This window comes from Blastococcus sp. PRF04-17, assembly GCF_023016265.1.
Classification (GTDB): Bacteria; Actinomycetota; Actinomycetes; order Mycobacteriales; family Geodermatophilaceae; genus Blastococcus_B.
Window position 1 is genome coordinate 1,724,660 of record NZ_CP095412.1, and the last position, 23,455, is coordinate 1,748,114.

22 protein-coding genes, 1 tRNA gene and 1 pseudogene are annotated in these 23,455 nt (G+C 74.0%); 14 read left to right on the forward strand and 10 right to left on the reverse strand.

Translation table 11 applies throughout. From position 1 onward, the window contains the following. Nucleotides 1-18 precede the first annotated feature (18 nt). The 3 genes from MVA48_RS08755 to MVA48_RS08765 form a co-directional block, all read right to left on the reverse strand. Nucleotides 19-426: an acyl-CoA thioesterase gene (locus tag MVA48_RS08755; RefSeq protein WP_246987913.1), complete on the reverse strand. Its 408-nt coding sequence runs from the start codon at nucleotides 424-426 to the stop codon at nucleotides 19-21. A 37-nt stretch (nucleotides 427-463) separates the two neighbouring features. Further along, nucleotides 464-2,134, reverse strand: a complete 1,671-nt coding sequence (gene ettA, locus MVA48_RS08760) for an energy-dependent translational throttle protein EttA (RefSeq protein ID WP_246987915.1) — start codon at nucleotides 2,132-2,134, stop codon at nucleotides 464-466. 103 nt (nucleotides 2,135-2,237) lie between these two features. After that, nucleotides 2,238-2,753 (reverse strand): single-stranded DNA-binding protein, encoded by a 516-nt coding sequence (locus MVA48_RS08765; RefSeq protein ID WP_246987917.1) that lies wholly within the window; start codon nucleotides 2,751-2,753, stop codon nucleotides 2,238-2,240. Between the two features lie 207 nt (nucleotides 2,754-2,960). Here MVA48_RS08765 and MVA48_RS08770 point away from each other — a divergent pair. The 3 genes from MVA48_RS08770 to MVA48_RS23745 all read left to right on the forward strand — a co-directional run bounded on the left by MVA48_RS08770 (nucleotide 2,961) and on the right by MVA48_RS23745 (nucleotide 4,754). After that, nucleotides 2,961-3,033, forward strand: a tRNA-Arg gene (locus MVA48_RS08770). Nucleotides 3,034-3,078: 45 nt separating this feature from the next. Further along, complete coding sequence (locus MVA48_RS08775) at nucleotides 3,079-3,279, forward strand: hypothetical protein (protein ID WP_246987919.1); 201 nt, start codon at nucleotides 3,079-3,081, stop codon at nucleotides 3,277-3,279. A 200-nt stretch (nucleotides 3,280-3,479) separates the two neighbouring features. Further along, nucleotides 3,480-4,754, forward strand: coding sequence for a lytic transglycosylase domain-containing protein (locus MVA48_RS23745; protein ID WP_305852301.1), 1,275 nt, complete (start codon nucleotides 3,480-3,482; stop codon nucleotides 4,752-4,754). A 152-nt stretch (nucleotides 4,755-4,906) separates the two neighbouring features. Here the strand turns inward: MVA48_RS23745 and MVA48_RS23750 are convergent, their stop codons facing one another. Then, nucleotides 4,907-6,355, reverse strand: a complete 1,449-nt coding sequence (locus MVA48_RS23750) for an NUDIX hydrolase (protein ID WP_305852302.1) — start codon at nucleotides 6,353-6,355, stop codon at nucleotides 4,907-4,909. A 71-nt stretch (nucleotides 6,356-6,426) separates the two neighbouring features. On the opposite strand from MVA48_RS23750, the gene nadA reads away from it, so the two are divergent. The 4 genes from nadA (at nucleotide 6,427) to MVA48_RS08810 (ending at nucleotide 10,627) form a co-directional block, all read left to right on the forward strand. Then, a complete protein-coding gene (gene nadA, locus MVA48_RS08795; RefSeq protein WP_246987923.1) occupies nucleotides 6,427-7,440 on the forward strand; it encodes a quinolinate synthase NadA in 1,014 nt (337 codons plus the stop codon). A 1-nt stretch (nucleotide 7,441) separates the two neighbouring features. Next, a complete protein-coding gene (locus MVA48_RS08800) occupies nucleotides 7,442-9,103 on the forward strand; it encodes an L-aspartate oxidase (RefSeq protein WP_246987926.1) in 1,662 nt (553 codons plus the stop codon). Next, on the forward strand, nucleotides 9,100-9,990 hold the full coding sequence (gene nadC, locus MVA48_RS08805; RefSeq protein WP_246987927.1) for a carboxylating nicotinate-nucleotide diphosphorylase: 891 nt from the start codon (nucleotides 9,100-9,102) through the stop codon (nucleotides 9,988-9,990). The genes MVA48_RS08800 and nadC overlap by 4 nt, the downstream gene beginning before the upstream one ends. A 151-nt stretch (nucleotides 9,991-10,141) precedes the next feature. Then, nucleotides 10,142-10,627: a hypothetical protein gene (locus MVA48_RS08810; RefSeq protein ID WP_246987930.1), complete on the forward strand. Its 486-nt coding sequence runs from the start codon at nucleotides 10,142-10,144 to the stop codon at nucleotides 10,625-10,627. A 60-nt stretch (nucleotides 10,628-10,687) separates the two neighbouring features. Here MVA48_RS08810 and MVA48_RS08815 read toward each other — a convergent pair whose 3' ends face one another. The 3 genes from MVA48_RS08815 to MVA48_RS08825 form a co-directional block, all read right to left on the reverse strand. Then, nucleotides 10,688-11,344: a hypothetical protein gene (locus tag MVA48_RS08815; RefSeq protein ID WP_246987932.1), complete on the reverse strand. Its 657-nt coding sequence runs from the start codon at nucleotides 11,342-11,344 to the stop codon at nucleotides 10,688-10,690. Continuing rightward, nucleotides 11,341-12,819 carry a DUF3352 domain-containing protein gene (locus tag MVA48_RS08820; protein WP_246987934.1) on the reverse strand — a complete coding sequence of 493 codons (1,479 nt, stop codon included), beginning with the start codon at nucleotides 12,817-12,819 and terminating at the stop codon, nucleotides 11,341-11,343. The genes MVA48_RS08815 and MVA48_RS08820 overlap by 4 nt, the downstream gene beginning before the upstream one ends. A 180-nt stretch (nucleotides 12,820-12,999) precedes the next feature. Beyond that, complete coding sequence (locus tag MVA48_RS08825; RefSeq protein WP_246987936.1) at nucleotides 13,000-13,992, reverse strand: LLM class flavin-dependent oxidoreductase; 993 nt, start codon at nucleotides 13,990-13,992, stop codon at nucleotides 13,000-13,002. 241 nt (nucleotides 13,993-14,233) lie between these two features. Here MVA48_RS08825 and MVA48_RS08830 point away from each other — a divergent pair, with 241 nt between their 5' ends. Then, a complete protein-coding gene (locus MVA48_RS08830; protein WP_246987938.1) occupies nucleotides 14,234-16,192 on the forward strand; it encodes a putative bifunctional diguanylate cyclase/phosphodiesterase in 1,959 nt (652 codons plus the stop codon). A 27-nt stretch (nucleotides 16,193-16,219) separates the two neighbouring features. Here MVA48_RS08830 and MVA48_RS08835 read toward each other — a convergent pair whose 3' ends face one another. Further along, nucleotides 16,220-17,017 (reverse strand): SGNH/GDSL hydrolase family protein, encoded by a 798-nt coding sequence (locus MVA48_RS08835; protein ID WP_246987940.1) that lies wholly within the window; start codon nucleotides 17,015-17,017, stop codon nucleotides 16,220-16,222. 95 nt (nucleotides 17,018-17,112) lie between these two features. Here MVA48_RS08835 and MVA48_RS08840 point away from each other — a divergent pair, with 95 nt between their 5' ends. Next, nucleotides 17,113-17,898, forward strand: coding sequence for a transglutaminase-like domain-containing protein (locus MVA48_RS08840; RefSeq protein ID WP_246987942.1), 786 nt, complete (start codon nucleotides 17,113-17,115; stop codon nucleotides 17,896-17,898). 33 nt (nucleotides 17,899-17,931) lie between these two features. Here the strand turns inward: MVA48_RS08840 and MVA48_RS08845 are convergent, their stop codons facing one another. Both MVA48_RS08845 and MVA48_RS08850 read right to left on the reverse strand, forming a co-directional pair. Beyond that, the gene (locus tag MVA48_RS08845; protein WP_256461140.1) at nucleotides 17,932-18,600 is read right to left on the reverse strand and encodes an FAD-dependent oxidoreductase; all 669 of its coding nucleotides are present in this window, start codon (nucleotides 18,598-18,600) and stop codon (nucleotides 17,932-17,934) included. A 62-nt stretch (nucleotides 18,601-18,662) separates the two neighbouring features. Continuing rightward, nucleotides 18,663-19,361: pseudogene (locus MVA48_RS08850) on the reverse strand (FAD-dependent oxidoreductase); the annotation flags it as partial. A 26-nt stretch (nucleotides 19,362-19,387) separates the two neighbouring features. On the opposite strand from MVA48_RS08850, the gene MVA48_RS08855 reads away from it, so the two are divergent. From MVA48_RS08855 to MVA48_RS08875, 5 genes are all read left to right on the forward strand, one after another. Continuing rightward, a complete protein-coding gene (locus MVA48_RS08855) occupies nucleotides 19,388-19,900 on the forward strand; it encodes a flavin reductase family protein (protein ID WP_246987944.1) in 513 nt (170 codons plus the stop codon). A 102-nt stretch (nucleotides 19,901-20,002) separates the two neighbouring features. Next, on the forward strand, nucleotides 20,003-20,560 hold the full coding sequence (locus MVA48_RS08860; RefSeq protein WP_246987946.1) for a sigma-70 family RNA polymerase sigma factor: 558 nt from the start codon (nucleotides 20,003-20,005) through the stop codon (nucleotides 20,558-20,560). Beyond that, nucleotides 20,544-21,635, forward strand: coding sequence for a hypothetical protein (locus MVA48_RS08865; protein ID WP_246987948.1), 1,092 nt, complete (start codon nucleotides 20,544-20,546; stop codon nucleotides 21,633-21,635). Before MVA48_RS08860 ends, MVA48_RS08865 begins: the two co-directional genes overlap by 17 nt. Beyond that, nucleotides 21,622-22,602, forward strand: a complete 981-nt coding sequence (locus MVA48_RS08870) for an ABC transporter ATP-binding protein (RefSeq protein ID WP_246987950.1) — start codon at nucleotides 21,622-21,624, stop codon at nucleotides 22,600-22,602. Before MVA48_RS08865 ends, MVA48_RS08870 begins: the two co-directional genes overlap by 14 nt. Continuing rightward, nucleotides 22,599-23,447 carry an ABC transporter permease gene (locus MVA48_RS08875; RefSeq protein ID WP_246987952.1) on the forward strand — a complete coding sequence of 283 codons (849 nt, stop codon included), beginning with the start codon at nucleotides 22,599-22,601 and terminating at the stop codon, nucleotides 23,445-23,447. Before MVA48_RS08870 ends, MVA48_RS08875 begins: the two co-directional genes overlap by 4 nt. The last annotated feature ends 8 nt before the right edge of the window (nucleotides 23,448-23,455 follow it).

Sequence of the window (23,455 nt, forward strand, 5' to 3'; positions counted from 1 at the left end):
CTCGTCCAGAGTTCCTGATCAGGAATCGTCGCCGTAGCGCGCGAGGAAGGCCTTCTCCTCCGGGGTGATGCGCCGCGGCCGGTTCAGCGCGAAGTCGAACGGCACGAGCATCGTGCTGCCGGTGACCGCCAGCTGCCCGTGGTCGAACAGCTCGTAGTGGCACCGGAAGGACGCCGCCCGCACGGCGGAGACCCAGATCTGTATCTCCAGCGGCTCGGCGTCGTACTCCACGGGGCGCTTGTAGGTGATCTCGTGCGAGTGGACGACCAGACCGCGACGCATGCCCGTGCGCTCGTCGTGCGTCGGGTGCTCGAAGAAGAGGTTGACGCGAGCCATCTCGAAGTAGCCGAGGAACGCCACGTTGTTGATGTGCTGGTAGGCGTCCATGTCCGACCAGCGCATCGGCACGTGCACCGTGTGTCTCACGCCCGCCACCCTGCCATGGCGGCGGGCGTGCTCCCCCTCAGTCGCGGGTGAGCTTGCGGTAGGTCGCCCGGTGCGGGCGGGCGGCGTCGGGACCGAGCCGCTCGACCTTGTTCTTCTCGTAGTCGGCGAAGTTGCCCTCGAACCAGAACCACTTCGAGTCGCCCTCGTAGGCGAGGATGTGCGTGGCCACCCGGTCGAGGAACCACCGGTCGTGGCTGACCACCACGGCGCAGCCGGGGAACTCCTCGAGCGCGCCCTCCAGGCTGGAGAGCGTCTCGACGTCGAGGTCGTTGGTGGGCTCGTCGAGCAGCAGCAGGTTGCCGCCCTGCTTGAGGGTCAACGCGAGGTTGAGGCGGTTCCGCTCACCTCCGGACAGCACGCCGGCCGGCTTCTGCTGGTCGGGGCCCTTGAACCCGAACGCCGCGACGTAGGCGCGCGACGGCATCTCGACGTTGCCGACCTTGATGTGGTCCAGGCCGTCGGAGACGACCTCCCACAGCGTCTTCTTCGGGTCGATGCCGCCGCGGCTCTGCTCGACGTAGGAGATCTTGACCGTCTCGCCGACCTTGATCTCGCCGTCGTCGGGCTTCTCCTCGCCGACGAGCATCTTGAACAGCGTGGTCTTGCCGGCGCCGTTGGGCCCGACCACGCCGACGATGCCGTTGCGCGGCAGGGTGAACGACAGGTCGTCGATCAGCAGCCGGTCGCCGAACCCCTTGTCCAGGTTCCTGGTCTCGACGACGACGTTGCCCAGGCGCGGGCCCGGCGGGATCTGGATCTCCTCGAAGTCGAGCTTGCGGTACTTCTCGGCCTCGGCGGCCATCTCCTCGTAGCGGGCCAGGCGCGCCTTGCTCTTGGCCTGGCGGGCCTTCGCGCCGGAGCGGACCCAGTCCAGCTCCTCCTTGAGGCGCTTCTGCCGCTTGGCGTCCTTGGCGCCCTCGACCTTGAGGCGGGCGGCCTTGGTCTCGAGGTAGGTGGAGTAGTTGCCCTCGTAGGGGTACGCCCGGCCGCGGTCGAGCTCGAGGATCCACTGCGCCACGTTGTCGAGGAAGTACCGGTCGTGCGTGACGGCGACCACGGTGCCGGCGTACTTCTCGAGGTGCTGCTCGAGCCAGGCGACGCTCTCGGCGTCGAGGTGGTTGGTGGGCTCGTCGAGCAGCAGCAGGTCGGGGGCCTCGAGCAGCAGCTTGCACAGCGCGACGCGGCGGCGCTCACCGCCGGAGAGGACCGTGACGTCGGCGTCGCCGGGCGGGCAGCGCAGCGCGTCCATCGCCTGCTCGATGCGGGCGTCGAGCTCCCAGCCGTCGTGCTGCTCGATGACCTCCATGAGCTCGCCCTGCTCGGCGAGGAGGGCGTCGAAGTCGGCGTCGGGCTCGCCCATGGCGGCGCTGACCTCCTCGAAGCGGGTCAGCGCGTCACGGAGGGGCTTGACCGCCTCCTCGACGTTGCCGCGCACGTCGAGCTCCTCGTTGAGCGGCGGCTCCTGGAGGAGGATGCCGACCGTCGCCTCGGGGGCGAGCGTCGCCTCGCCGTTCGAGGGCTGCTGCATCCCCGCCATGATCTGCAGGACCGTCGACTTGCCGGCGCCGTTGGGGCCGACGACGCCGATCTTGGCGCCGGGCAGGAACGCCAGGGTGACGTCGTCGAGGATCACCTTGTCGCCGTGCGCCTTGCGGGCACGGACCATGGAGTAGATGTACTGAGCCACTGGGCTTGCCGAGCCTTCCGTCCGGTTCGCGAGCGGGGGCGGGGCCACCGGTCGCGGCCCCACCCCGTGCGTTCTCGCCTCCGATCCTCCCAGCCCCGGGCAACTACGCGTGCGTGGGCTCCGGGTCGAGGTCGGCGGCGTCCTCCTCCTGCAACGCCCCGACGGCCCCGTCGTACTCCCGCCCACCCAGGATCTCGGCCAGCTCCTCGACGGACGGAGCGTCGCTCGCCGACTCCGGCGCCTCCTGGGCCGCCACCGAGGACCGCTGTGTCTTCTTGAACTCGGCGGTGCCCCGGGCCAGGTTCGGCGCGACCGCCTCGGCCCTGATCTGCGGACGGCTGCGCCTGCCCTGCTCCGACTCCCACTCGTGCGTCCGGATGTTCCCCACGACGACGACCGGGTCGCCCTTGCTGATGCTGTGCGAGACGTTGCCGCCCAGCTCGCCCCAGCACTCGACGTCGACGAAGAAGGAGTGGCCGTCGATCCAGTCCTGCGTGCCGCTGTCGAAACGGCGCTCGGTGGCGGCCATCCTGAAGTTGGTGACGCTGCCGTTCTGCGTGCGGTTGCGGCTGGGTGAGTTGACGACGTTGCCGATGACGGTGATCTCGGTGGCGTTCACGGTGCTCCTCGGGTCTGCTGCGCCGGCCGGCGCGACCGGCTCCGTGCCGGTGTGCGGACGACCCTCGGGGCTCGCGGAGCCGCTCGGGAGCCCGCCCGCCGATCTGTGGACGGCACCGCCACCTGTGGACGGCCTCACTCCCCCGCATGACGGCCGCATAACGCTCTGGGCGTCCCGGCCTGCACCGGTGCGATGATCGGCAGCCGAGCGCCCGTAGCTCAGTGGATAGAGCAGGTGCCTTCTAAGCACTTGGTCGCAGGTTCGAGTCCTGCCGGGCGCGCCCGACCGCTCGCATGGGAGCGGATACGCCGGGTAGCTCCCGACGATGAAGATCATCTCTCTCCTCGTGCTGCTGTGGCTGATCATCGGCGGCGTGGCCGCCTTCCAGCGCGGCTACTTCGAGAGCAGCGACACCAGCTGCGCGGGCCTGGGCACCATCGCGCTGACGATCGTCGCCGGACCGTTGAACTACCTGGGCGTCAACCCCGAGGTGCAGAACTGCGAACTGCCCCAGCCCAGCGAGTGAGGATTTCCGGACGAAGCCGTCCCTGACACCCGGGGTTACACGAACCCGGCCGGGGTAACTGCGCTCCCGCCAGGTAGCGGGGGATGCAGGTGCCACCGGGTGATCGTCGGGAGTGTGCGGTGCGGCATGCGTCGAACCAGGTCCGGAACCACAGGGACAGCGGCAGGAAGCCACGGATTCCAGGACGCCGTCGCTGGTTGGTGACCGGCGCGGCCCTGTTGCTCGTCACAGCCATCGGGGCGTCGGCGCAGTCCACGGAGGTCGAGGCCGCCGGCCGCGTGGGAGACGCGCCGCTGCCCTGGGCCGCGGGCGCCGCCCTCATCGTCCCCCAGCTCTCCGAGGGCGCGCCGCCGGGCGCGGTCACGCTCGCCGAGGCGCCGACCCGGCAGGCCGGCCAGGCCCCGCCGGCGCCCACGGTCATCACCGGCCTCGCCGCCAACGGCATCCCGAACGTCGCCCTGAACGCCTACCGCGTGGCCGCGGCCCGCATGGCCGACGCCAAGCCCGGCTGCGGCATCGAGTGGTCGCTGCTGGCCGGCATCGGGCGCATCGAGTCCAACCACGGCCGCTACGGCGGCGCCGTCCTCGGCCCGGAGGGGACGTCGACCCCGAAGATCCTCGGCCCGCCCCTGGACGGCGGACGGTTCGCCTACATCGGCGACAGCGACAACGGTCTGTGGGACGGCGACACGACCTACGACCGCGCCATGGGCCCCATGCAGTTCATCCCGACCACCTGGCGCTCCTACGCCATCGACGCCGACGGCGACGGGGTGTCCAATCCGTTCAACATCAACGACGCCGCGCTGGCCGCCGCGAACTACCTGTGCACCGCCGGCGGGAACCTGCGCACCCAGGCCGGGATGATCGAGGCGATCTTCGCCTACAACCACTCCGACAGCTACGTCGCCGAGGTGCTGGCGCTCGCCCGCGCCTACGCGGCCGGCATCCCGGTCGCCGACCTCGGCCCGCTGTTCGGCATCACGAGCGGACCCGTCCCACCGCCGTCCGGCCCCTACTGGGCGGCACCGGCGGCACCCGGACCGGCGATCGGCTTCGAGGACAGGACTCCCCCGAACGGCCCGACCACCGGCGCCGCCCCGCCGCCGCGGCGGCCCGACAGCACTCCTGCGGCGCAGGGCGGTGGGTCAGGCGGTTCCGGCGCCGGGACGCCGGCGAACAATTCCTCCGGCTCGACGTCGGAGCCGCCACCGGCCAACACGCCGGCGCCGCCGCCTGCGCAGCGACAGCCGGGCGCCCCGCAGAACCCCGGCACGGCACCGGCCCAGCCACTGCCGGTGCCAGTTCCGGTCCCTGCTCCTGCACCGGCGCCGGCACCGGCTCCCCCGCCGGCTCCCGCGCCGCAGCCGCCACCGGTCGTGACGGCACCGCCGCCGCCGCTGATCCCCGGGGAGACCTGCCGGCGGGCGACCGATGTGAGCCTGCCCCTGACCCTGCCGCTCTGCCCGTCGTGACGAGCCCGTGCGGCTGCCGTTGACGGCTTGCCGGTCCGGCGAGCAGAGGTAAGCCGAGCAGAGGTAAGGCGCGACCCGCGGACACCCGTTCTCCCCCTGTCCGCGGGTCGCGCCTGTCCGTGGGCCCCCCAGCCCACACGATCAGCCCTGGATCAGCGGGCCGATCCGGTCTTCTGGGTGCCGGTGAACTGGAAGCTCAGCGAGCTGGTGGCACCCTGGAAGTCGTCGCCGGTAGCGGTCACCGGCAGCGATGCGGTGAGCTTGAGGTGGTCAACCGAACCCGGCGTCAGCGCGGCACTGCCGGCGAGGGCGACGTCGGTCACGACGATCGGACCGTCGGTGTGGGTGCGCACCGTCCCGGTGCAGACGGGGCTGGTGTCGGAGACCTCCCACGGGACCGAGCACGACTCGACCTTCAGCTGCAGCCCGTTCACCGTGTCGCTGTCGAGGACGCTCGGCGAGGTCGCCCACGACGTGAGGCTCACCCGGCCGAGCGCCGTGTTCCCGTCGTTCACCAGGTCGACGAGGTGGCTGCGCGAGTCACCCGCGAGCATCAGGCCGCCGGTGAACGGCACGGAGCCGGAGCCGCCGTCGGACAGGTCGATGGAGACGACGCCGGTGTCGACGTTGGTGTTGACCGGCGAGGTGCTGTCGGTGAAGTCGCCGAAGGTCGCCATCCCGGCGACCGCGGCAGCTGCACCGACGGCCCCGATGGCGGCAACGATCGTGGTGGCCGACCGTCGACGAGTCGTCAGGTTGGTGGTCACGGTTTCCTTCTCCCCCGGTTGCTGCCCGGTGGTGGTTCCACCCGGCGACGAGGGAGACGGTCCTGGGTCAACCGCAGGCCACCCGCCAGGGAACCGCAAGGACTCCGCAAGATCGGCGGACGTGCTCACTCCCCCGGGACGACGGCGGGCGGAGCACCGCGAACGGATCGGTGACCTCGAGCGTCTCCACGGCGAAGCGATGGAGCATCGCGGGCCGCCCACCGCTGCGACCGGGGTGCGACTGCTGCCCGGTGGGCTCGAGCACCCCCTGCGCAGGAGGACGCGCTGCAGGTTGGTGGCGGTGACCTCGTAGCCGAGCGCGGCCACGTAGATCTCCCGCAGCTCCGCGATGGTGAACGTCGGCGGCGCCAGCGCGAAGCCGATGTTGGTGTAGGAGAGCTTGGCCCGCAGCCGGCCCAGCGCCGACCCGACGATCGATCCATGGTCGAACGCCGTGGCGGGCAGGGCGCCGACGGGGTGCCAGGCGGTGTCCGCGGGCAGGGCCGGCTCGACGTGGGCCGGGATGAGCCCCAGGTATGCCGTGGCCACCGTGCGTCCCCGCGGATCGCGGCCGGGGTCGCTGCGGGTCTCCAGCTGCTCGAGGTGCGCCAGGTGGTCGACCGACACCTTCGACGCCAGCTGGCGGGCGACCGACGCCCCGAGCGTCTCGTCCCCGAGCAGCGGGCCGCCGGGCAGCGCCCAGGCGCCGGCGAACGGGTCGGTGGCGCGTCGCCACAGCATCACGTGCAGCCGCCCGGCCCTGACCTGCAGCACCGCGGCCAGCGCGTGGTGGGGATACGCGGGCCGGTCCGGCGAGGACCACACGGATGTCACGACGGGAATGTTATGGTCCCCGCACGAGGTTTTCGCCTCTCAGTACGAAACCCTCTCGTTCGGAGGTCCCGGTGACCGCAACGCTGCCCATGCCCCCCGCCGCCTCGTGGTCGCCGGACCAGTGGGACGACTGGCGGAGCGAGGTGCGGCGACTGGCCGCTGCCCGCGACGCCGTCGTCCTGGCGCACAACTACCAGGAGGCGCAGATCCAGGACGTCGCCGACCACGTCGGCGACTCGCTCGCCCTGTCCCGCATCGCCGCGGCGAGCGACGCGAGCACGATCGTGTTCGCCGGGGTCCACTTCATGGCCGAGACGGCGAAGATCCTGGCCCCGGAGAAGACGGTGCTGGTGCCCGACGCGGCCGCCGGCTGCTCGCTGGCCGACACGATCACCGCCGACCAGCTGCGCGCCTGGAAGGCCGAGCACCCCGGCGCCGTCGTCGTCTCCTACGTCAACACCTCGGCCGAGGTGAAGGCCGAGACCGATATCTGCTGCACGTCGTCCAACGCCGTCGAGGTCGTCGAATCGGTCCCGGCCGACCGCGAGGTGCTGTTCCTCCCCGACCAGTTCCTCGGCGCGCACGTCCAGCGGGTCACCGGCCGGTCGAACATGCGGATCTGGATGGGCGAGTGCCACGTCCACGCCGGCATCTCCCCCACCGACCTCAAGGCCAGCGTCGAGAGCAACCCCGACGCCGAGCTGCTGGTGCACCCGGAGTGCGGCTGCGCGACCAGCGCCCTCTGGATGGTCGGCCAGGGCGACCTGCCGACCGAGCGGGTCCACGTCCTCTCCACCGGCGGCATGCTCGACCAGGCCAGGCGGACGACGGCGAAGCGGGTGCTGGTCGCCACCGAGATCGGCATGCTGCACCAGCTGCGCCAGGCCAACCCGGTCACCGACTTCCAGCCGGTCAACCCGCGGGCCGCCTGCCCCTACATGAAGATGTCGACGCCGGAGAAGCTGCTCCGCGCGCTACGCGAGGGCCGCGACGAGGTGACCGTCGACCCGCAGATTGCCGCCCGTGCCCGCGCGGCGGTGGAGGCCATGGTCGCCATCGGCACCCCGTCGCCGGTCGGCGAGTGACGTGCGCGCCCCGTCGGCCCGGGTGGTCCCGGCACTCCCCCTCCCGGCCCCCGGCTGGACCCGCACCACCGGCGTCGCGGTGGTCGGCAGCGGCGCCGCCGGGCTGATGACGGCGCTCGCGCTCAGCGAGGCCGGCGTCGACGTCACCGTCGTCACCAAGGGGGCGCTCGGCGACGGCAGCACCGCCTGGGCACAGGGCGGGCTCGCCGCCGTCCTCGGCCCGGACGACGACGCCGAGCTGCACGTCCGCGACACGCTCGTCGCCGGTGCCGGCCTGTGTGACGAGGAGGCCGTCCGCACGCTGGTCGCCGAGGCACCGGAGGCCATCGCCGAGCTGCGGCGCCTCGGGGCCCGCCTCGACCTGGACGACCGCGGCCGCCCGGCGCTGACCCGCGAGGGCGGCCACAGCCGTGACCGGATCGTGCACGCCGGCGGCGACGCCAGCGGCGCGGAGGTCACCCGCACGCTGGGCGAGGTCCTGCGGGCGCATGGCATCGACGTCCTCGACCGGACCGTCGCGCTCGACGCGCTGCGCGACCGGTCCGGCGCCGCGGTCGGGCTGCGCGTCGCCCGCGTCCGGGACGACGGATCGCTGGCCGACGCCGGCGACCTGCTCGCCCGCGCGACGGTGCTGGCCACCGGCGGCTACGGCCAGGTCTACGCCGCTACCTCCACGCCCGCGGACTCCACCGGCGACGGGCTCGCCCTCGCCCTGCGGGCCGGCGCGGAGGTGGCCGACGTCGAGATGGTGCAGTTCCACCCCACCGTGCTGTGGACCGGCCCGGGGGCCGAGGGGCAGCAGACGCTCGTCTCCGAGGCCGTCCGCGGTGAGGGCGCCGTCCTCGTCGACGCCGATGGGCGCCGGATCATGCCCGGCGCCCATCCGCTCGCCGACCTCGCGCCGCGCGACGTCGTCTCCGCGACCATCTCCGCACACCTCGCCGCCACCGGCGCCGAGCACGTCTTCCTCGACGCCCGGCACCTGGGGGCGGACTTCCTCGCCCGCCGGTTCCCCGGTATCTCGCTGGCCTGCCGGGTCGCCGGCTACGACCTGGCGAGCGAGCCGGTGCCCGTGGCCCCGGCCGCGCACTACTCCTGCGGCGGCGTGCTCGCCGACCTCGACGGCCGGACGAGCGTGCCGGGCCTGTTCGCGGTCGGCGAGGTCGCGTGCACCGGCGTCCAGGGAGCCAACCGGCTCGCCTCGAACTCGATCACCGAAGGCCTGGTGGCGGCTCGTCGGTGCGCCGCGCTGCTCGTGACGGAACTGCCCGCGCGCGGCGAGCCGGTCGAACCGCAGCAGGGACGGGCGATCGCGCCGGCGGCCCGTGCGGCGGTCACGGCCGCGACCACCCGGCACGCCGGCGTGCTCCGCGACGCCGACGGCCTGGTCTGCCTCGGCCGCCTGCTGGCCGAGGCCGGCGACCGCGGCGACGCCCTGGACCTCGCCGCGGTCGAGGCCACCGCCCTGCACACCGTCGCCACGCTGCTGGCCGTCGCGGCGGCCGCGCGCACCGAGAGCCGGGGCTGCCACCGCCGCAGCGACTTCCCCGAGACGCAGCCGGAGTGGGAGGTCCGACTCGTGCACCGGCTGGACCGCGCCGGTCACCTGCACCTGCGCACCGAGCCGGTGCGGTCCCTCGCCGCGGCCGGGGTGGTCGCATGACCGGCGAGCTTCGTCCGGGCATCGCGGCGACGTTGGAGGCCGGCGGGCTCGACGTGGCCGACGTCGTCGACGTCGTGCGCCGGGCACTCGGGGAGGACCTGGCCCTCGGCCCGGACGTGACCACCGAGGCCACCGTGCCGGCCGACGCCCGCGCCACCGCGGACGTCGTCCCTCGGACGACCGGGGTGCTCGCCGGTCTGCCGGTCGCGGCGGCGGTCTTCGCCCTCGTCGGTGGCCCGGAGACCGACGTCGTCCTGCACGTCGCCGACGGAGCGGCCGCCGAGCCGGGCGAGGCGGTCCTCACGGTGACCGGGCCGGCGCGGGCGCTGCTGACCGCGGAACGCACCGCGCTCAACCTGGCCGGCCGCCTGTCCGGGATCGCCACGCTCACCCGCGCCTGGGTGGATGCGGTGGCCGGCACCGGGGCGGCGATCAGGGACACCCGCAAGACCACCCCGGGGCTCCGGGCGCTGGAGAAGTACGCCGTCCGCTGCGGCGGCGGGGTGAACCACCGGATGGCACTCGGCGATGCGGCGCTGATCAAGGACAACCACGTGGCCGCCGCGGGCGGCATCCGCGCCGCCGTCGACGCGATCCGGGCGCACGCGCCCGAGGTACCGCTCGAGGTGGAGTGCGACACCCTCGACCAGGTCCGCGAGGCCCTTGCCGTCGGCGTCGAGCTCGTGCTCCTCGACAACTTCTCGCTCGAGGACACCCGTGCAGCGGTGGAACTGGTGCGGGGCAGCGCCGTCCGCCTCGAGGCCAGCGGCGGCCTCACCCTGGCGCGCGCCAAGGACGTCGCAGCGACCGGCGTCGACTACCTGGCCGTGGGCGCGCTGACCCACAGCGCTCCGGTGCTCGACCTGGGCCTCGACATTCGGGAGTGAACTCCCGGTCACGGACTGCAACGGCCCGCCGCGGATCTCGACGGGTCTCCCTCGAACGGGGTCAGGCGAACGGGTGTTCGAGCGCCCACGGTCACGGGCTTGCGACCTAACGTCCCACCTCCGTGATCGCTCTCGTCTGGAGGAACGACCTGTGAACAACCGCGCTCGCCTCGCCGCTCTCGCCGCGGCCGCCGCCATCCCGCTCGCCCTGGTGCCCGCCGGCCTGGCCAACGCCTACAGCAACGGCTACCCCGACAACGGCTACGAGGAGGTCACCGGCTCGCAGGGTTGCACCCCGGGCTACTGGAAGAACCACTCCTCGGCCTGGCAGGGCTACGCGCCCAGCCAGTCGCTCAGCTCGGTGTTCTCCGCGACGCCGGCCGCCTACGCCTCCACCACCCTTCTGCAGGGCCTGTCCTTCGGCGGCGGGAACGGTGTCGACGGCGCCTCGCGCATCCTGCTGCGCGCGGCGGTGGCCGCGGTCCTCAACGCCGCGCACGACGACGTGGCCTACGCCTTCACCAGCACCCAGGTCATCAGCCGGGTCAACGCGGCTCTGGCCTCGGGCAACCGCAGCACGATCCTGACCCTGGCGACCGAGCTGGACGTCGCGAACAACGGCGGCTGCACGCTCTGACGTCGGGCACAGCGTCGCGCCGGGCGCCCTCACCGATGCCGGTGAGGGCGCCCGTGGCGCTCACCGGGCCGAGCGGTCCGGCGCAGGGTGCGCGTCCAGGAAGTCGCGTGCCCGCCTGACCTGCCGACGGAAGATCGTCGCGCTCAGGACGACGAGCAGCGCGAAGACGGACGCCAGGGCGAGCGGCAGGGCCCTCGGTGAGGCGATCCACTGCCCGGCGAACAGCAGCAGCATGCCGACCTGGCCGGTCATCGCCGTGCGCTGGTGCACCAGCAGCTCGGCCGTGTAGCGGGCCAGCGGCAGCCGGTCCGCCGGTTCGGCTGAGCCGGCGCGCACCTGGTCGGCCAGCTCCTTGCGCTGCGCCCGGGTGAGGGGCGCCAGCGGGTTGCGCCAGGCATGCAGCCGGCGGTGGCCCCGCAGCTGCAGCACGAAGCCGACGACCACGAGCACGAACGCCACGAGGATGACGCCGAGGCCGAGGAGCTCCCGCCAGAGCGGACCGTCGTCCGGACGCGCCACCCCGCCGTCGACCAGGAGGACGACCACCAGGCCGAGTACCAGCGCGGCGAGGCCCACGCCGAGCACGAAGAGCAGCGTGAGCACCCGCCATCGGCGCAGGCGCTCCTCCGCCGATTCCGTGGGCGTCCGGTCGAGGAGCGACTGCGCCTCCGCCCAGCGGGCCTCGTCCGACGGTGGGCCTCCGGGTGCCCCGCTCACCGCGTGGTGATCCGCAGGACGAACCGGCCGCCCTCGTCGGTGCTGGTGGCGCTGAATCCGAGCGCCTCGACCGCCCCGAACCGGGCGGCCTGCTCCGCGGTCTCGCCGCCCCGGTCGACCAGCTGCTCGACCACGGCGGCCAGGTCGACGTAGCCGATGGCGCCGGCCTCGTCGGGGTCGGCGACCGCCGCACGGAACGCCTCGCTGTCGCCGAGGCCGCCGTCGGCCCGCGCGAGCAGGTCGAGGGCCGCCTCGTCACCGGCGACGACGTAGCCGCCGTCCACGGTGTCGTGCACCACCGGCAGGCCGAGCTGCGGGTCGTCGAGGACGACGTCCAGCAGGCGGACGGCCTCGCCGGGCTCCTCCGTGGCCACCCGCGCACCGAACCGCGGCTCGTCCACGTCCCCGAAGGCGGCCACGGCCAGATCGGTGCCCAGCAGGGTGCGCAGGTCGTCCGGCAGGTCGAGACCGAGCTCGGGCGGTACCCCGAGGGCCTCGGCGCCTCCGGTCCGCTCCAGCTCCGCCCAGGCCTGCACGGCCCGCTCGCCGACGCCGGAAACCGACAGGGCCGCCAGCGCGTCCTCGGGCAGACCGTGGACCAGGCTGGTGGGTTCGGAGCTCGGCACCCCGGTGTCGGACACGCTGAAGTCCAGCCCGACCAGCTCCAGCGCGTCGTCCTGGGCGTGCACCCCGAGGATCACCCGGCCGGTCAGGTGCTCGCCGCCGAACAGCTCGCCCGGCGCCACGGGCGGTGCGCCCTGCGCCGCCGCGATCCGCTCCACGGCCGAGAGGTCGGCCCACGCGAGCGCGACCTGGTCGTCGCCGAGCGCCCGGCGATCACCGGCGAAGTCCGCGTCGTCGGCCAGGACGTCCTCGGCCGCGGCGAGGTCGTCGGCGTGATCCTGACTGTCGGTGACGAGGACGAAGCCGTCCCGCACGGCGAATCCGAAGTCGGTGCGCGCCCGGGCGTCCTCCAGGTTCTCGGCCATCAGTTCCGGATCGGTGACCGCCAGGACGACGACCGGGAGGACGCCTTCCTCCGATCCCTCGTCCGGCACGGCGGCGACAGCCATCCGGTCCCCGAGCCAGGGGCGGATGTCGGCCGCGTAGTCCAGCCCCGTGTCGGTCTCGTCGAGCAGCGGCTGCAGCAGATGGCCGCGGATGTCACCGTCGCCCTCGGTGCCGAGGTCGGGGAACTTGTCCAGCAGTGTCATGAGAGCGAGCTTCTGGCTCGCCGACGGGTCGAGGTCGAGTGACAGCACGCCGAGTGTGTCGGCGGGCAGCACGTCCTGCGGCTGCGTGCCGCCGCCGGCGAGCCACGAGCCCGCGGCGACGCCGGCCCCGCCGAGCAGGAGCACGACCGCGGCGGCCGTGACGGCGGGAGCACGACGCGGCCGCTCGGGAGGCGGTTCCGCGCCGGCCGCGGGAGGAGCCGGACGGTGCGAGGTCGGCGGGTCGTACGACGGCAGGGTCACGGGCACGGCTCCACGAGGCAGGGGGACGTCGCTTCCGAGGTGATCGGCCGGAGACGGTCACCCTCCAGCCCAGTGGGCGCCCCGGTCCAGCGGACCCCGCCGGTTTCGTAGCTCATGCCGCCATGCTGGCCCACCAGCGCTGCGCCGGCGTCGTTCGTCGCCCAGGAAGGTGAAACCCCCTCAGCCGTGCCGCCGATCCGGATGCTGCCAGCCGATGGCCGGGGCCACGTACCGCAGGACGTTCTCCAGCAGGCGCGCGTTGTGATCGACGCCGAGCATGTTCGGCACCGTGACCAGCAGGGTGTCCGCCTCCTGGACCGCGGCGTCCTCGGCCAGCTCCTCGGCGAGCCGGTCGGGCTCGCCCGCGTAGCTCTTGCCGAAGCGCGCACGCACGCCCTCGAGGAGGCCGACCTGGTCCGCACCGGACCGCTCGCCGCCGAAGTACAGCCGGTCCTCGTCGCTGACGATCGGCAGCACGCTCCGGCTGACCGAGATCCTGGGCTCGCGGTCCCAGCCGGCCGCGCGCCAGGCCGTCCGGAACCGGGCGATCTGCTCGGCCTGCAACTGGTCGAAGGGCACGCCGGTGTCCTCGACGAGCAGTGTCGAGGACATCAGGTTCATGCCCTGCTGCGCCGTCCACTCGCCCGTGGCGCGGGTGCCCGAGCCCCACCAGATCCGGTTCCGCAGACCGGGCGACTGCGGCTGGATCGCCAGCCGGCCGCGGGCGCCGCGGGTCATGCGCGGATCGGCGTCCACCACCGTCCGGCCGTCGATCGCCGCGAGGAACAGTGCCGTCTTGTCCCGCGCCAGGTCCGCGTCCGTGCTGCCCTCTGCCGGCACGTAGCCGAACGCCTCGGATCCCCGCAGCGCGGTCTCCGGTGAACCACGGCTGACGCCGAGCTGCAGCCGCCCGCCGCTGAGCAGGTCCACGGCTGCGGCCTCCTCGGCCATGTAGAGCGGGTTCTCGTAGCGCATGTCGACGACGCCGGTGCCGATCTCGATCCGACGTGTCCGGGCAGCCATGGCAGCCAGCAGCGGAAAGGGCGAGGCGAGCTGCCGGGCGAAGTGGTGCACCCGCACGAAGGCGCCGTCGAGGCCCAGCTCCTCGGCCGCGACCGCCAGCTCCACGGTCTGCACGAGTGCGTCGCGGCCGGTGCGCACCAGGTTCCCCACCGGAGGTGCTGTGGGGCTGCCAGTGCCCGAAGGACAGGAAACCGACCCGCTTCTCCACGCCCTCCGCAGCGCTGACGGGCGTGGTCGTGTTCCCGGCGTCGGGATGTGACGGGCCGGTCCGGCGTCGGTTGGCAGAAGACGCCGACGGGTCGGCTCGGTCTCACCCACCGTGACGGCACGAACACGACTCTCCGTGGGCAGGTTCCGTCACTTCTCGACTGCGATGCGTGACGCTGGACCGGTGAGCCTTCCCGCCCCCGAGGTGCCGCCCGCCGGACCCGCCGGTTCGCGCTTGCGGGCGATCGACACCCTGCTCGCCGACCGCGGACAGCTCTTCCAGGCGCTCTTCCTCTCCGCGCCGATCCCCAAGGCGCTCGTGGACCTCGACGGTCACGTGCTCGTCGCCAATCCGATGATGTGCGCCCTCACCGGCCGGACGGCCGAGGAGCTGGCCGGCCGGCACGTGGACCTGCTGTCGCACCCCGACGACCCGCCCGCGGGCGACCTCGGCCTGGTGCCTGCCCCGCAGGAGCCCGACCTCGACCCGAACCTGCTCCTCGACGGCGAGCGGCGGCTCCGGCGCTCCGACGGCACCGAGCTGTGGGCGGTGCAGTCGCACGAGATCGTGCGGCACAACAACGGGGAGCCGCAGTTCGTCGTCCTGTCGCTGGTCGACGTCACCGACCGCCGCCGGGCGGAGGAGGACCTGGTCCGCCGCGCGTTCACCGATCCGCTGACCGGGCTGCCCAACCGTCGCGCCCTCACCGACCGGTTGCGGCACGCGGTCGCGCTTTCCCGCCGCCGGGGCCTGCAGGTCGGCCTGGTGCACCTGAACATCGACCGGTTCAAGGCGGTCAACGAGGCGCTCGGCCACGAGGCAGGCGACCTGCTGCTCAGCCAGGTCGCCGACCGCCTGCGGTGGAGCACCCGCGTCGAGGACACCGCCGTCCGGCTGGGGGCCGACGAGTTCCTGGTCGTCGCCGAGGACGTCGAGGACCTCGACGGCCTGCGCGCGCTGGCCGACCGGCTGCTCAGCGTGCTCGACGAGCCGTTCGTCGTCCACGATCGCGAGATCACCCTGTCGGCCAGCGTCGGGCTGACCCTCGGCTCGGACATGACGCCCGACGACCTGCTCCGGCAGGCACAGAGTGCGCTGACCAAGGCCAAGGCCGACGGCAGTCGCGCCCGCATCGAGGTCCACGAGGGCGCGCTCAGCCGCGACGACGTCGACGCGCTGCAGCTCGAGACCGACCTCAAGCACGCGCTGGAGAACGACGAGCTGCGGCTGTTCTACCAGCCGATCGTCCACCTCGGCGACGAGTCGCTGCTCGGCTACGAGGCACTCGTCCGGTGGCAGCACCCGACCCGCGGTCTGCTTCCCCCCGGGGCGTTCCTCGACGCCGCGGAGAACAACCGGCTCACCTCCAGGCTCGGCGAGTGGGTGCTGCGCCGCGCCTGCCTGGATGCCGCGACCTGGCCCGAGGACCTGCGCGTCCACGTGAACATCTCGGCCCGGCACCTGGCCGAGGAGGGCTTCAGCGAACTCGTCGCCTCGGCCCTGGCCGAGTCCGGGCTGGACCCCATGCGACTCGAGCTGGAGATCACCGAGTCCACGGCGCTGTTCGCCGCCGAGGCCACGCTGCACTCGGTCGCCGTCGTCACCGACGCGGGGGTCACCCTGGCCCTGGACGACTTCGGCACCGGCTACTCGGCGATCACCGCGCTGCACCGGCTGCCCATCCACACCGTGAAGATCGACCGCTCGTTCGTCGCCGACGTGGTCACCGAGCCGTCGACCGCCGCGCTCGTGCAGGGCCTGCTGCAGCTGGGCCGCGGCATGGGGCTGCAGGTCATCGCCGAGGGCATCGAGGACCTCGACCAGGCCGACTGGCTGCTCCGGCACGGCTGCGCGATGGCGCAGGGCTACGCCTTCGGCCGCCCGGCACCGCTGCCGAACCCGGCCGAGGTGTTCATCGGCGAGATGACCGACGCCCCGGCCGAGGACGTCGCCGGCGAGCTGCTCCCCCAGCAGATCGAGCCGCCGGCGGTGCCGGTGCAGCGGTCGGTCACGGCGGAGACCGCGCCGCAGCGGCCGGTCGGGACCTGGGACGACGAGCCCGACGACACCGGTTTCACCGGCGAGTTCGCCCTGACCAGCGAGCTGCTCGACGACATCGGCGACGAGCCGGACGCGGACTGAGGAGACACGCCCGGGGATCGCACACACTCAGCCTCGCGGCAGGACCAGCGGCACCGGGCGCTTCGGCGTCCGACCGTCACCGGAGGAGCGGCCGCGCAGCCGGCGGCCGATCCACGGCGCGACGACGCCGCGTACCCACGCGGCCTCCTCGGCGACCGCCGCCCGGAACGCGCGCGATGGCAGCGGCGGCAACGGCCTCCGCCAGTCCTCGCCCTGGTCACCCAGCAGTCCCAGCGCGGCCGCGGCGGCGAGCGCGATGCGCCGGTGCCCCTCCTCGGTGAGGTGGATCCGGTCGCCGTCCCACATGCGCCGGTCGAGGATCCAGTCCGCCCCCCACTGGTCGAGCACGAACGCGCCGGACCGCGCGGCGATCGACCAGATGTGCGCGTTGTAGATCGCGACCTTCCCTCGCATCCGCCGCAGGATCGGCGTGAGCCGGGTGTCCACGCCGGTGGCCAGCAGGACGTCGGCGCCCGCGGCGCGCAGCCGGACGACGGCCGACTCGAGGGTGGCGGCCAGCTCGTCGGGGTCCGCACCCGGCCGCATGAGGTCGTTGCCTCCGGCGATCAGGCTGACCAGGTCCGGCCGGGCCTCCAACGCCACGGGCACCTGCTCCTCGACGACCTGGCGGAGCAGCCGGCCGCGGATCGCCAGGTTCGCGTACTCGAGGTCGTCGTCCCCCGCGGCGGCCGCCAGGTGTCCGGCCAGCCGGTCGGCCCAGCCGCGGAACTCGCCGGGCCGCTCGGGGGCGGGGTCGTTGAGCCCCTCGGTGAAGGAGTCGCCCAGCGCGACGTAGCGCCGCCAGGGGGATGCGTCGGGCTGCACCCCCCACTCCAGCACGAGTGCCGCGCCCCGGGTCGTGCGGGCACCGTGAGCGAGCGCACAGCGCCGGCGACCGGGGCAGACGCCACGATGGCCACATGAGCACCGAGGTCGCCGCCACCCTGACGATGAGCTCGCCCGAGCCGGCGACCGCGTTGCTGCAGGTCGCCGTCGCCGATCCGGCGTCCGAGCAGCTGACCGTCCTCTCCGGCGGCGGGCCGGTCGACCCCGAGGAGGTCGACGTCGACGGGGCCAGGGTGCACCGGTTCCGGCTCAGGCCCGGCGACACCACCGTGACCTACACCGCGTCCGCCGGGACGGGCGGAGCCGCGCGCCGCGTGACGCCGGCCGAGTGGGCCGAGGCACTGCGGCCGAGTCGCTACTGCCCCTCCGACCAGCTCGAGGGCTTCGCGACCGCAGAGTTCGACCGCCGTACGCCGCGCGCCGAACTGGTCACCGTGGTCGCCGACTGGGTGCACCGCCGGCTGGTCTACACCTCGGGAGTCAGCCGCCCGGTCGACACCGCGGTCGACACCCTGCTCACCGGGCAGGGCGTCTGCCGCGACTACGCGCACCTGACGATCACGCTGCTCCGGGCGCTGGAGGTGCCGGCCCGGCTGGTCGCGGTCTACGCGCCGGGGCTGGACCCGATGGACTTCCACGCGGTCGTCGAGGCCGACGTAGACGGCACGTGGCGCGTCGTCGACGCCACGCGGCTGGCGCCGACCCGGTCGCTGCTGCGCATCTGCTCGGGCCGGGACGCCGCCGACACCGCGTTCCTCACGCTGTTCGGCGGCGTCGCGCAGTTCCGCTCGACGACGGTCACGGCGAGGACGGAGGGCCCCCTGCCGGCTCCCGACGACGCGCCGTTCCCCCTTCCCTGACCTGGCGGTCCCGGGGGGCAGGGCAGCCGCCGGTCAGCCGCGGTAGGCCTCCAGCAGCCGCAGCCAGATCTCGCTGATCGTGGGATAGGCGGGCACGGCGTGCCACAACCGACCGATCGGCACCTCGCCGACGACGGCGATCGTCGCCGCCTGCAGGAGCTCGCCCACTCCGGGGCCAACGAAGGTGACACCGAGCAGCACGTCGCGGTCGGTGTCGACGACGGCGATCGCCGTCCCCTCGTAGTCGTCGGCGAACAGCGACGACCCGGCCACCTCCAGCGGGATCTGCACCACCCGGTGCGCCAGGCCTTCGTCCTCCGCCTCGGCAGCGGTACGGCCGACGCTGGCCACCTGGGGGTCGGTGAAGACCACCGACGGGGTCGCGTGCGCGTCGGCGGTGGCGACGAACGGCGACCAGTCGGAGAGGTCGGGTTCCTCCCCCCTCGCCCGGGCGACGATCGCCGCGCCGGCCTGCCGCGCCTGGTACTTGCCCATGTGCGTGAGCTGCCGCCGACCGTTGACGTCGCCGACGCCGTAGAGCCACTCCACGCCCGCGACCCGCATCGTGCTGTCGACGTCGAGGTAGGACCCCGGCTCCAGGCCCGCGACCTCGGCACCGATGTCGTCGGTCCGCGCCCGGCGGCCGACCGCGACCAGCACCTCGTCGCCGCGCACCTCGCCGTCCTCGAGGGTGAGCACCACCTCCCCGCCTCCCGGCGGGCGGCGGTGACGCCGGTGCCGAGCCGGACGTCGACGCCGGTCGCCCGCAGCGACGCGGCCACCGCCTCGCCGGCCGCGGGCTCCAGCGGCGGCAGCAGGCGGTCACCCTGCTCCACCAGCACGACCTCTGCGCCCAGACCCCGCCACGCCGTCGCCAGCTCGCAGCCGACCACGCCCCCACCGACGATCAGCAGCCGGCCGGGCACCTCCTTGGCGCTGGTGGCCTCCCGCGGCGTCCAGGGGCCGATCTCGCGGAGCCCCTCGATCGGCGGCACGGCCGCCGCCGACCCGGTGCAGACGGCGACCGCGTGCCGGGCGGTCAGCCGGGTCCGGCTGCCGTCGGCGGCGGTGACGACGACGGTGCGCTCGCCGGCCAGCCGGCCGGTACCCCGGAGGAGATCGATGCCCGCGCCCTCGACCCAGGCCACCTGGCTCGCGTCGTCCCAGTTCGAGGTGAACCCGTCGCGCCGGGCCAGGGTCGCGGCGACGTCCTGCTCGCCGGTCACCGCCTGCCGTGCGCCGTCGACCGCCCGGGCCTCGGCGAGGACCTCGGTGCCCCGCAGCAGCGCCTTGCTCGGCATGCAGGCCCAGTAGGAGCACTCCCCGCCGACCAGTTCGCTCTCGACCAGGACGGCGGACAGCCCTCCCCGCACGACGACGTCGGCGACGTTCTCCCCGGTGGATCCCGCCCCGAGGACGACGACGTCGTAGGTCTGCTCCGATGCTGGGCTCACCCACAGCATCCTGTCGGTGTGGTCGACTCATCGCCATGCCGGTCGACGCTGCCGACTTCGCCGCCGCCCTGGGCCAGTACCCCGCCGGGGTCTGCCTGCTGACTGTCCGGGACGGCATCGACGACGTCGGGACGACGGTCAGCTCGGTGATGAGCGTGTCCGCGGCGCCGCCGCTGGTCGCCGTCGGTCTGACCGCGGCGGGTTACCCGGCGGAGGTGCTGCAGGAGGTCGGCTCGTGCGGGCTCACCGTGCTGGCCGCCGAGCAGGCGATCGTGGCCTCGCGGTTCTCCTCGGCCGGGCGGCCCAGCGCCCGCCACCTGCTCGAGTCGGTGCCCTGGACGCGGGCACCCGCGAGCGGGGCCATCGTGCTCACCGGCGCGCCCGCCGTCCTCGACTGCCGGCTGGACCGGCTGGTCGAGGCCGGCGACCACGTCCTGGTGCTGCTCGCCGTCGAGGGCGTGCCCGTGCTGAATCCCGGCGCCCGCCCCCTGCTGCGCCTGCGCGGGCGGTACGCCGACCAGTCGGGCGCCCCACTGCCCCGGCCGTGAGCGTTCCCCGGACCGACTCCGCCGTCCGTGTCACATCCGGGGTCCCGGCGGTGCTACCCCGGTGTGGAACTCGTACGGCCATCGGTCACCGCGCCAGTGCCCATGACCGGGCTGCGCGGCTCGACCCGGCCCCGGACCGAACGGGGCGCGGGCACGGTGCGTAGCGACGTCCGGACCGATCTGGAGGAGGTCTTCCGGACGCACTACGCGCGGGTGGTGACCGTCGCCGCACGGGTGCTCGGATCGCGCGACTCCGCCGAGGACGTCGCCCAGGAGGTCTTCCTCTCCTTCGGGCGGTCCTCGGTGCCCGCGGACGAGGCGGGCGGCTGGCTGACCGTCGCCGCCACCCACACCGCCCTGAACCTGCTCCGCTCCGGGCGGCGCCGCAGCGCCCGGGAGGAGATCGCCGGCGATCGCCCGACCGTCGTCCCGGACGTCGCGGACCTGGTGGTCACCCGCGAGGAACACAGCTCCGTCCGGGCCGCGCTGGCCCGGCTGCCGCACAAGCAGGCGGCCGCGCTGGTCCTCCGGCACAGCGGTCTCAGCTACGCCGAGGTCGCCGCCGCTCTCGACATGTCCCCAGGAAGCGTGGGCACCACCGTGCGCCGCGCCGAGTCCCATCTGCTCGAGGAGCTGAACCGCCATGCGTCACCCCGATGAGGGCGTGCTGCGCCGACTGGTCGACGAGCCGGCCGGCGTGACCGACGCCGACCGCGCCCACGTCGCCGCCTGCGCGACCTGCCTGCGCGAACTGGAGGCCGCCCGCGCCGAGGCACGGCTCGTCGGCGCCGCGCTCGGCGCCGCGCGGGCCGACGACCTGGACACCGACGCGGCGTGGGCACGGCTGTCGGCGACGACCGCGACGCCGGCTCCCGCCGTCCGGGCGGCTCCGCGGCCCGCCGCCCCGAGCCGGTGGCGGGCGGCGGTGCGCCGCCCGGCCGTGGCCGCGATCAGCGCCGTCGTGCTCGTGACGGGCGCCGGGGTGGCAGCGGCCAACGACTGGCTGCCGATCTTCCGGACCGAGCAGGTCGACCCCGTCGAGGTCTCGGCGACCGATCTGGTCGAGCTGCCCGACCTCACCGCCTACGGCGACGTCCAGATCATCGAGGAGCCCGACCCCGAGCCGGTGGCCGACGCCGACGCCGCGAGCGAGCGCACGGGCCTCGACGTGCCGGAGGTGGGCGCGCTGCCCGACGGGGTGACCGGCGACCCGTCGTACGTCGCCGCCGGCGCCGCGAGCGGCACCTTCACCTTCAGCGCCGAGAAGGCCGCGCAGGCCGCGGCCGCCGAGGGCGAGGAGCTCCCGCCCGTGCCGCCGGGCCTCGACGGCAGCACGCTGCGCATCCAGGCCGGACCGGGTGTCGCCGCGGTCTGGTCGCAGCCGACGGGCGTGCCGACGCTGGTGGTCGCCCGCGTCGTCGCGCCCACCGTCGACTCGTCCGGCGTCCCGTTCGAGACCGTGCGCGACTACCTGCTGTCGCTCCCGGGGCTTCCCGACCGGCTGGCCGATCAGCTGAGGGACCTGTCGGAGGACGGCGGAACGCTGCCGCTGCCCGTGCCGGCCGAACTGGTGACCGCCTCGACGGCCGACGTCGACGGGGCCGAGGCCACCGTGCTCGCCTCGCGCAACGGCCTGTTCGCCGGGGTGGTCTGGGTCGAGGACGGCGTCATGACCGGGGTCGCGGGATCGCTGAGTGCCGGCGAACTGCTGGAGGTCGCCCGTGGCCTCCGCTGAGGCGGCCACGGGGGCGGCGGCGGATCCGATCGCGGACCTGCCGCCGTCCCCCGCGGTCTGGTGCTCCGGACTGCGCAAGCGGTACGGGCGGCAGACCGCCGTCGAGGACGTCTCGTTCACCGTCGGCCGCGGGGAGGTGCTGGGCCTGCTCGGGCCCAACGGCGCCGGCAAGACCAGCGTCATCAAGATGCTGCTGGGCCTGGTCCGCCCGGACGCCGGCGAGGTGCTGCTGCTGGGCCGCCGCGCGTCGGACCCGCAGTCCCGGGCGGCCGTCGGCTACCTGCCCGAGCTGTTCCGCTACCAGCCCTGGCTGACGCCCACCGAGGTGCTGGACCTGCACGTGAAGCTGGCCCGCGCCGACATCCCGGCCGACGAGCGGCGCGACTGCCTGGCGCTGGTCGGGCTGGCCGACCGTGCCCGCGACCGGGTCGGCGGCTTCTCCAAGGGCATGCAGCAGCGGCTCGGCCTCGCCGTCGCGCTGGTCGCGCGCCCGCAGCTCGTCGTCCTCGACGAGCCGACGAGCGCACTGGACCCCATCGGCCGGGTGGACGTCCGCGACCTCGTCCTGTCGCTGAAGTCGCGCGGCGTCGCCGTGCTGCTCAACTCGCACCTGATCGGCGAGGTCGAACGGGTCTGCGACCGGGTCGTCATCCTCGACAAGGGGCGCGTGGCGGCGTCAGGCACGCTGGCCGAGCTGCTCGGCCAGCGCGAGGTCCGGCTGCGGCTGGCCGCCGTGGACGGCCGGGCCGAGCAGCGGCTCGCCGCTGCCGGCGCGCTGACCCGCAGCGGCGACTGGTTCACCGTCGCGCTCACCGCGGACGACGACGGCGTCACCGTCCCCGACCTGGTGCGCGACCTGGTCGGCCTCGGCGTCCGCGTGCACGCCGTCGAGCCGGCGCGGATCAGCCTCGAGGAGCGCCTCCTGTCGGTTCTGCGTCACGAGGAGACCGACGAGGTGGCCCGATGATCGCGCTCACCGTGGCCGGGCTCACCCTCCGCGAGGCCCTGCGGCGCCGCGTCATCTGGGCGCTGCTGGTCCTGACCATCGGGCTGCTCGCCCTCAGTGCCTGGGGTTTCTCGAAGCTCATCGGCCTGGACACCGAGCTCGGCACGATGACCAGCGGCGAAGCCCGCCTCGTCGCCTCGCTGCTGCTCAACCTGATCATGTTCGGCTTCAGCCTCATCGCCGCGATCGGCACGGCGTTCCTCGCTGGGCCGACGCTGGCCGGGGAGGTGGAGTCGGGGCAGGCACTCGCGATCCTCGCCCGCCCGGTCCGCCGCTCCGCCGTCCTGCTCGGCAAGTGGCTGGGCCTGCTCGCCTTCGGCGGCGGATACGTCGTCCTGGCCGGGCTCGCGCAGCTCCTGGTCGTCCGTGCCGCGGTCGGCTACTGGCCGCCCGATCCGGTCGGCGGCCTCGGGCTGCTGGCCGCCCAGACCGTCGTGCTGCTCACGCTGGCCCTGCTGCTGTCCAGCGTGGTGTCACCGATGGCGTCGGGGATCATCGCCGTCGGGCTGTTCGGCGCGACCTGGGTCGCCGGTGTGGTCGGCGGGATCGGTGGCGCGCTGGGCAACGAGGGCGTCGAGCGGGTGGGCACCGTGTCGCGGATCATCCTGCCGACCGACGGCCTGTGGCGCGGCGCGATGAACGCGTTCCAGGACCCGAGCGCCCTCATCCAGATGGGCCCGGGCGAGGGCGGGTTCCCCTTCCTCAGCGAAGCGCCCCTGACCGTGGCCTACCTGGGCTGGGCCGCGGTGTGGGTCGCGATGATCTGGGGGCTGACCGCGCTGTCGTTCCAACGCCGCGACGTGTGAGCGGTGAC

Bases quoted from the DNA above. Each gene is read 5' to 3' on its own strand.
- MVA48_RS08875 (WP_246987952.1), top strand. From the start codon at position 22,599: ATGATCGCGCTCACCGTGGCCGGGCTCACCCTCCGCGAGGCCCTGCGG.
- MVA48_RS08865 (WP_246987948.1), top strand. From the start codon at position 20,544: ATGCGTCACCCCGATGAGGGCGTGCTGCGCCGACTGGTCGACGAGCCG.
- nadC (WP_246987927.1), top strand. From the start codon at position 9,100: ATGACCGGCGAGCTTCGTCCGGGCATCGCGGCGACGTTGGAGGCCGGC.
- MVA48_RS08855 (WP_246987944.1), top strand. From the start codon at position 19,388: ATGCCGGTCGACGCTGCCGACTTCGCCGCCGCCCTGGGCCAGTACCCC.
- MVA48_RS08775 (WP_246987919.1), top strand. From the start codon at position 3,079: ATGAAGATCATCTCTCTCCTCGTGCTGCTGTGGCTGATCATCGGCGGC.
- MVA48_RS08840 (WP_246987942.1), top strand. From the start codon at position 17,113: ATGAGCACCGAGGTCGCCGCCACCCTGACGATGAGCTCGCCCGAGCCG.
- MVA48_RS08860 (WP_246987946.1), top strand. From the start codon at position 20,003: ATGACCGGGCTGCGCGGCTCGACCCGGCCCCGGACCGAACGGGGCGCG.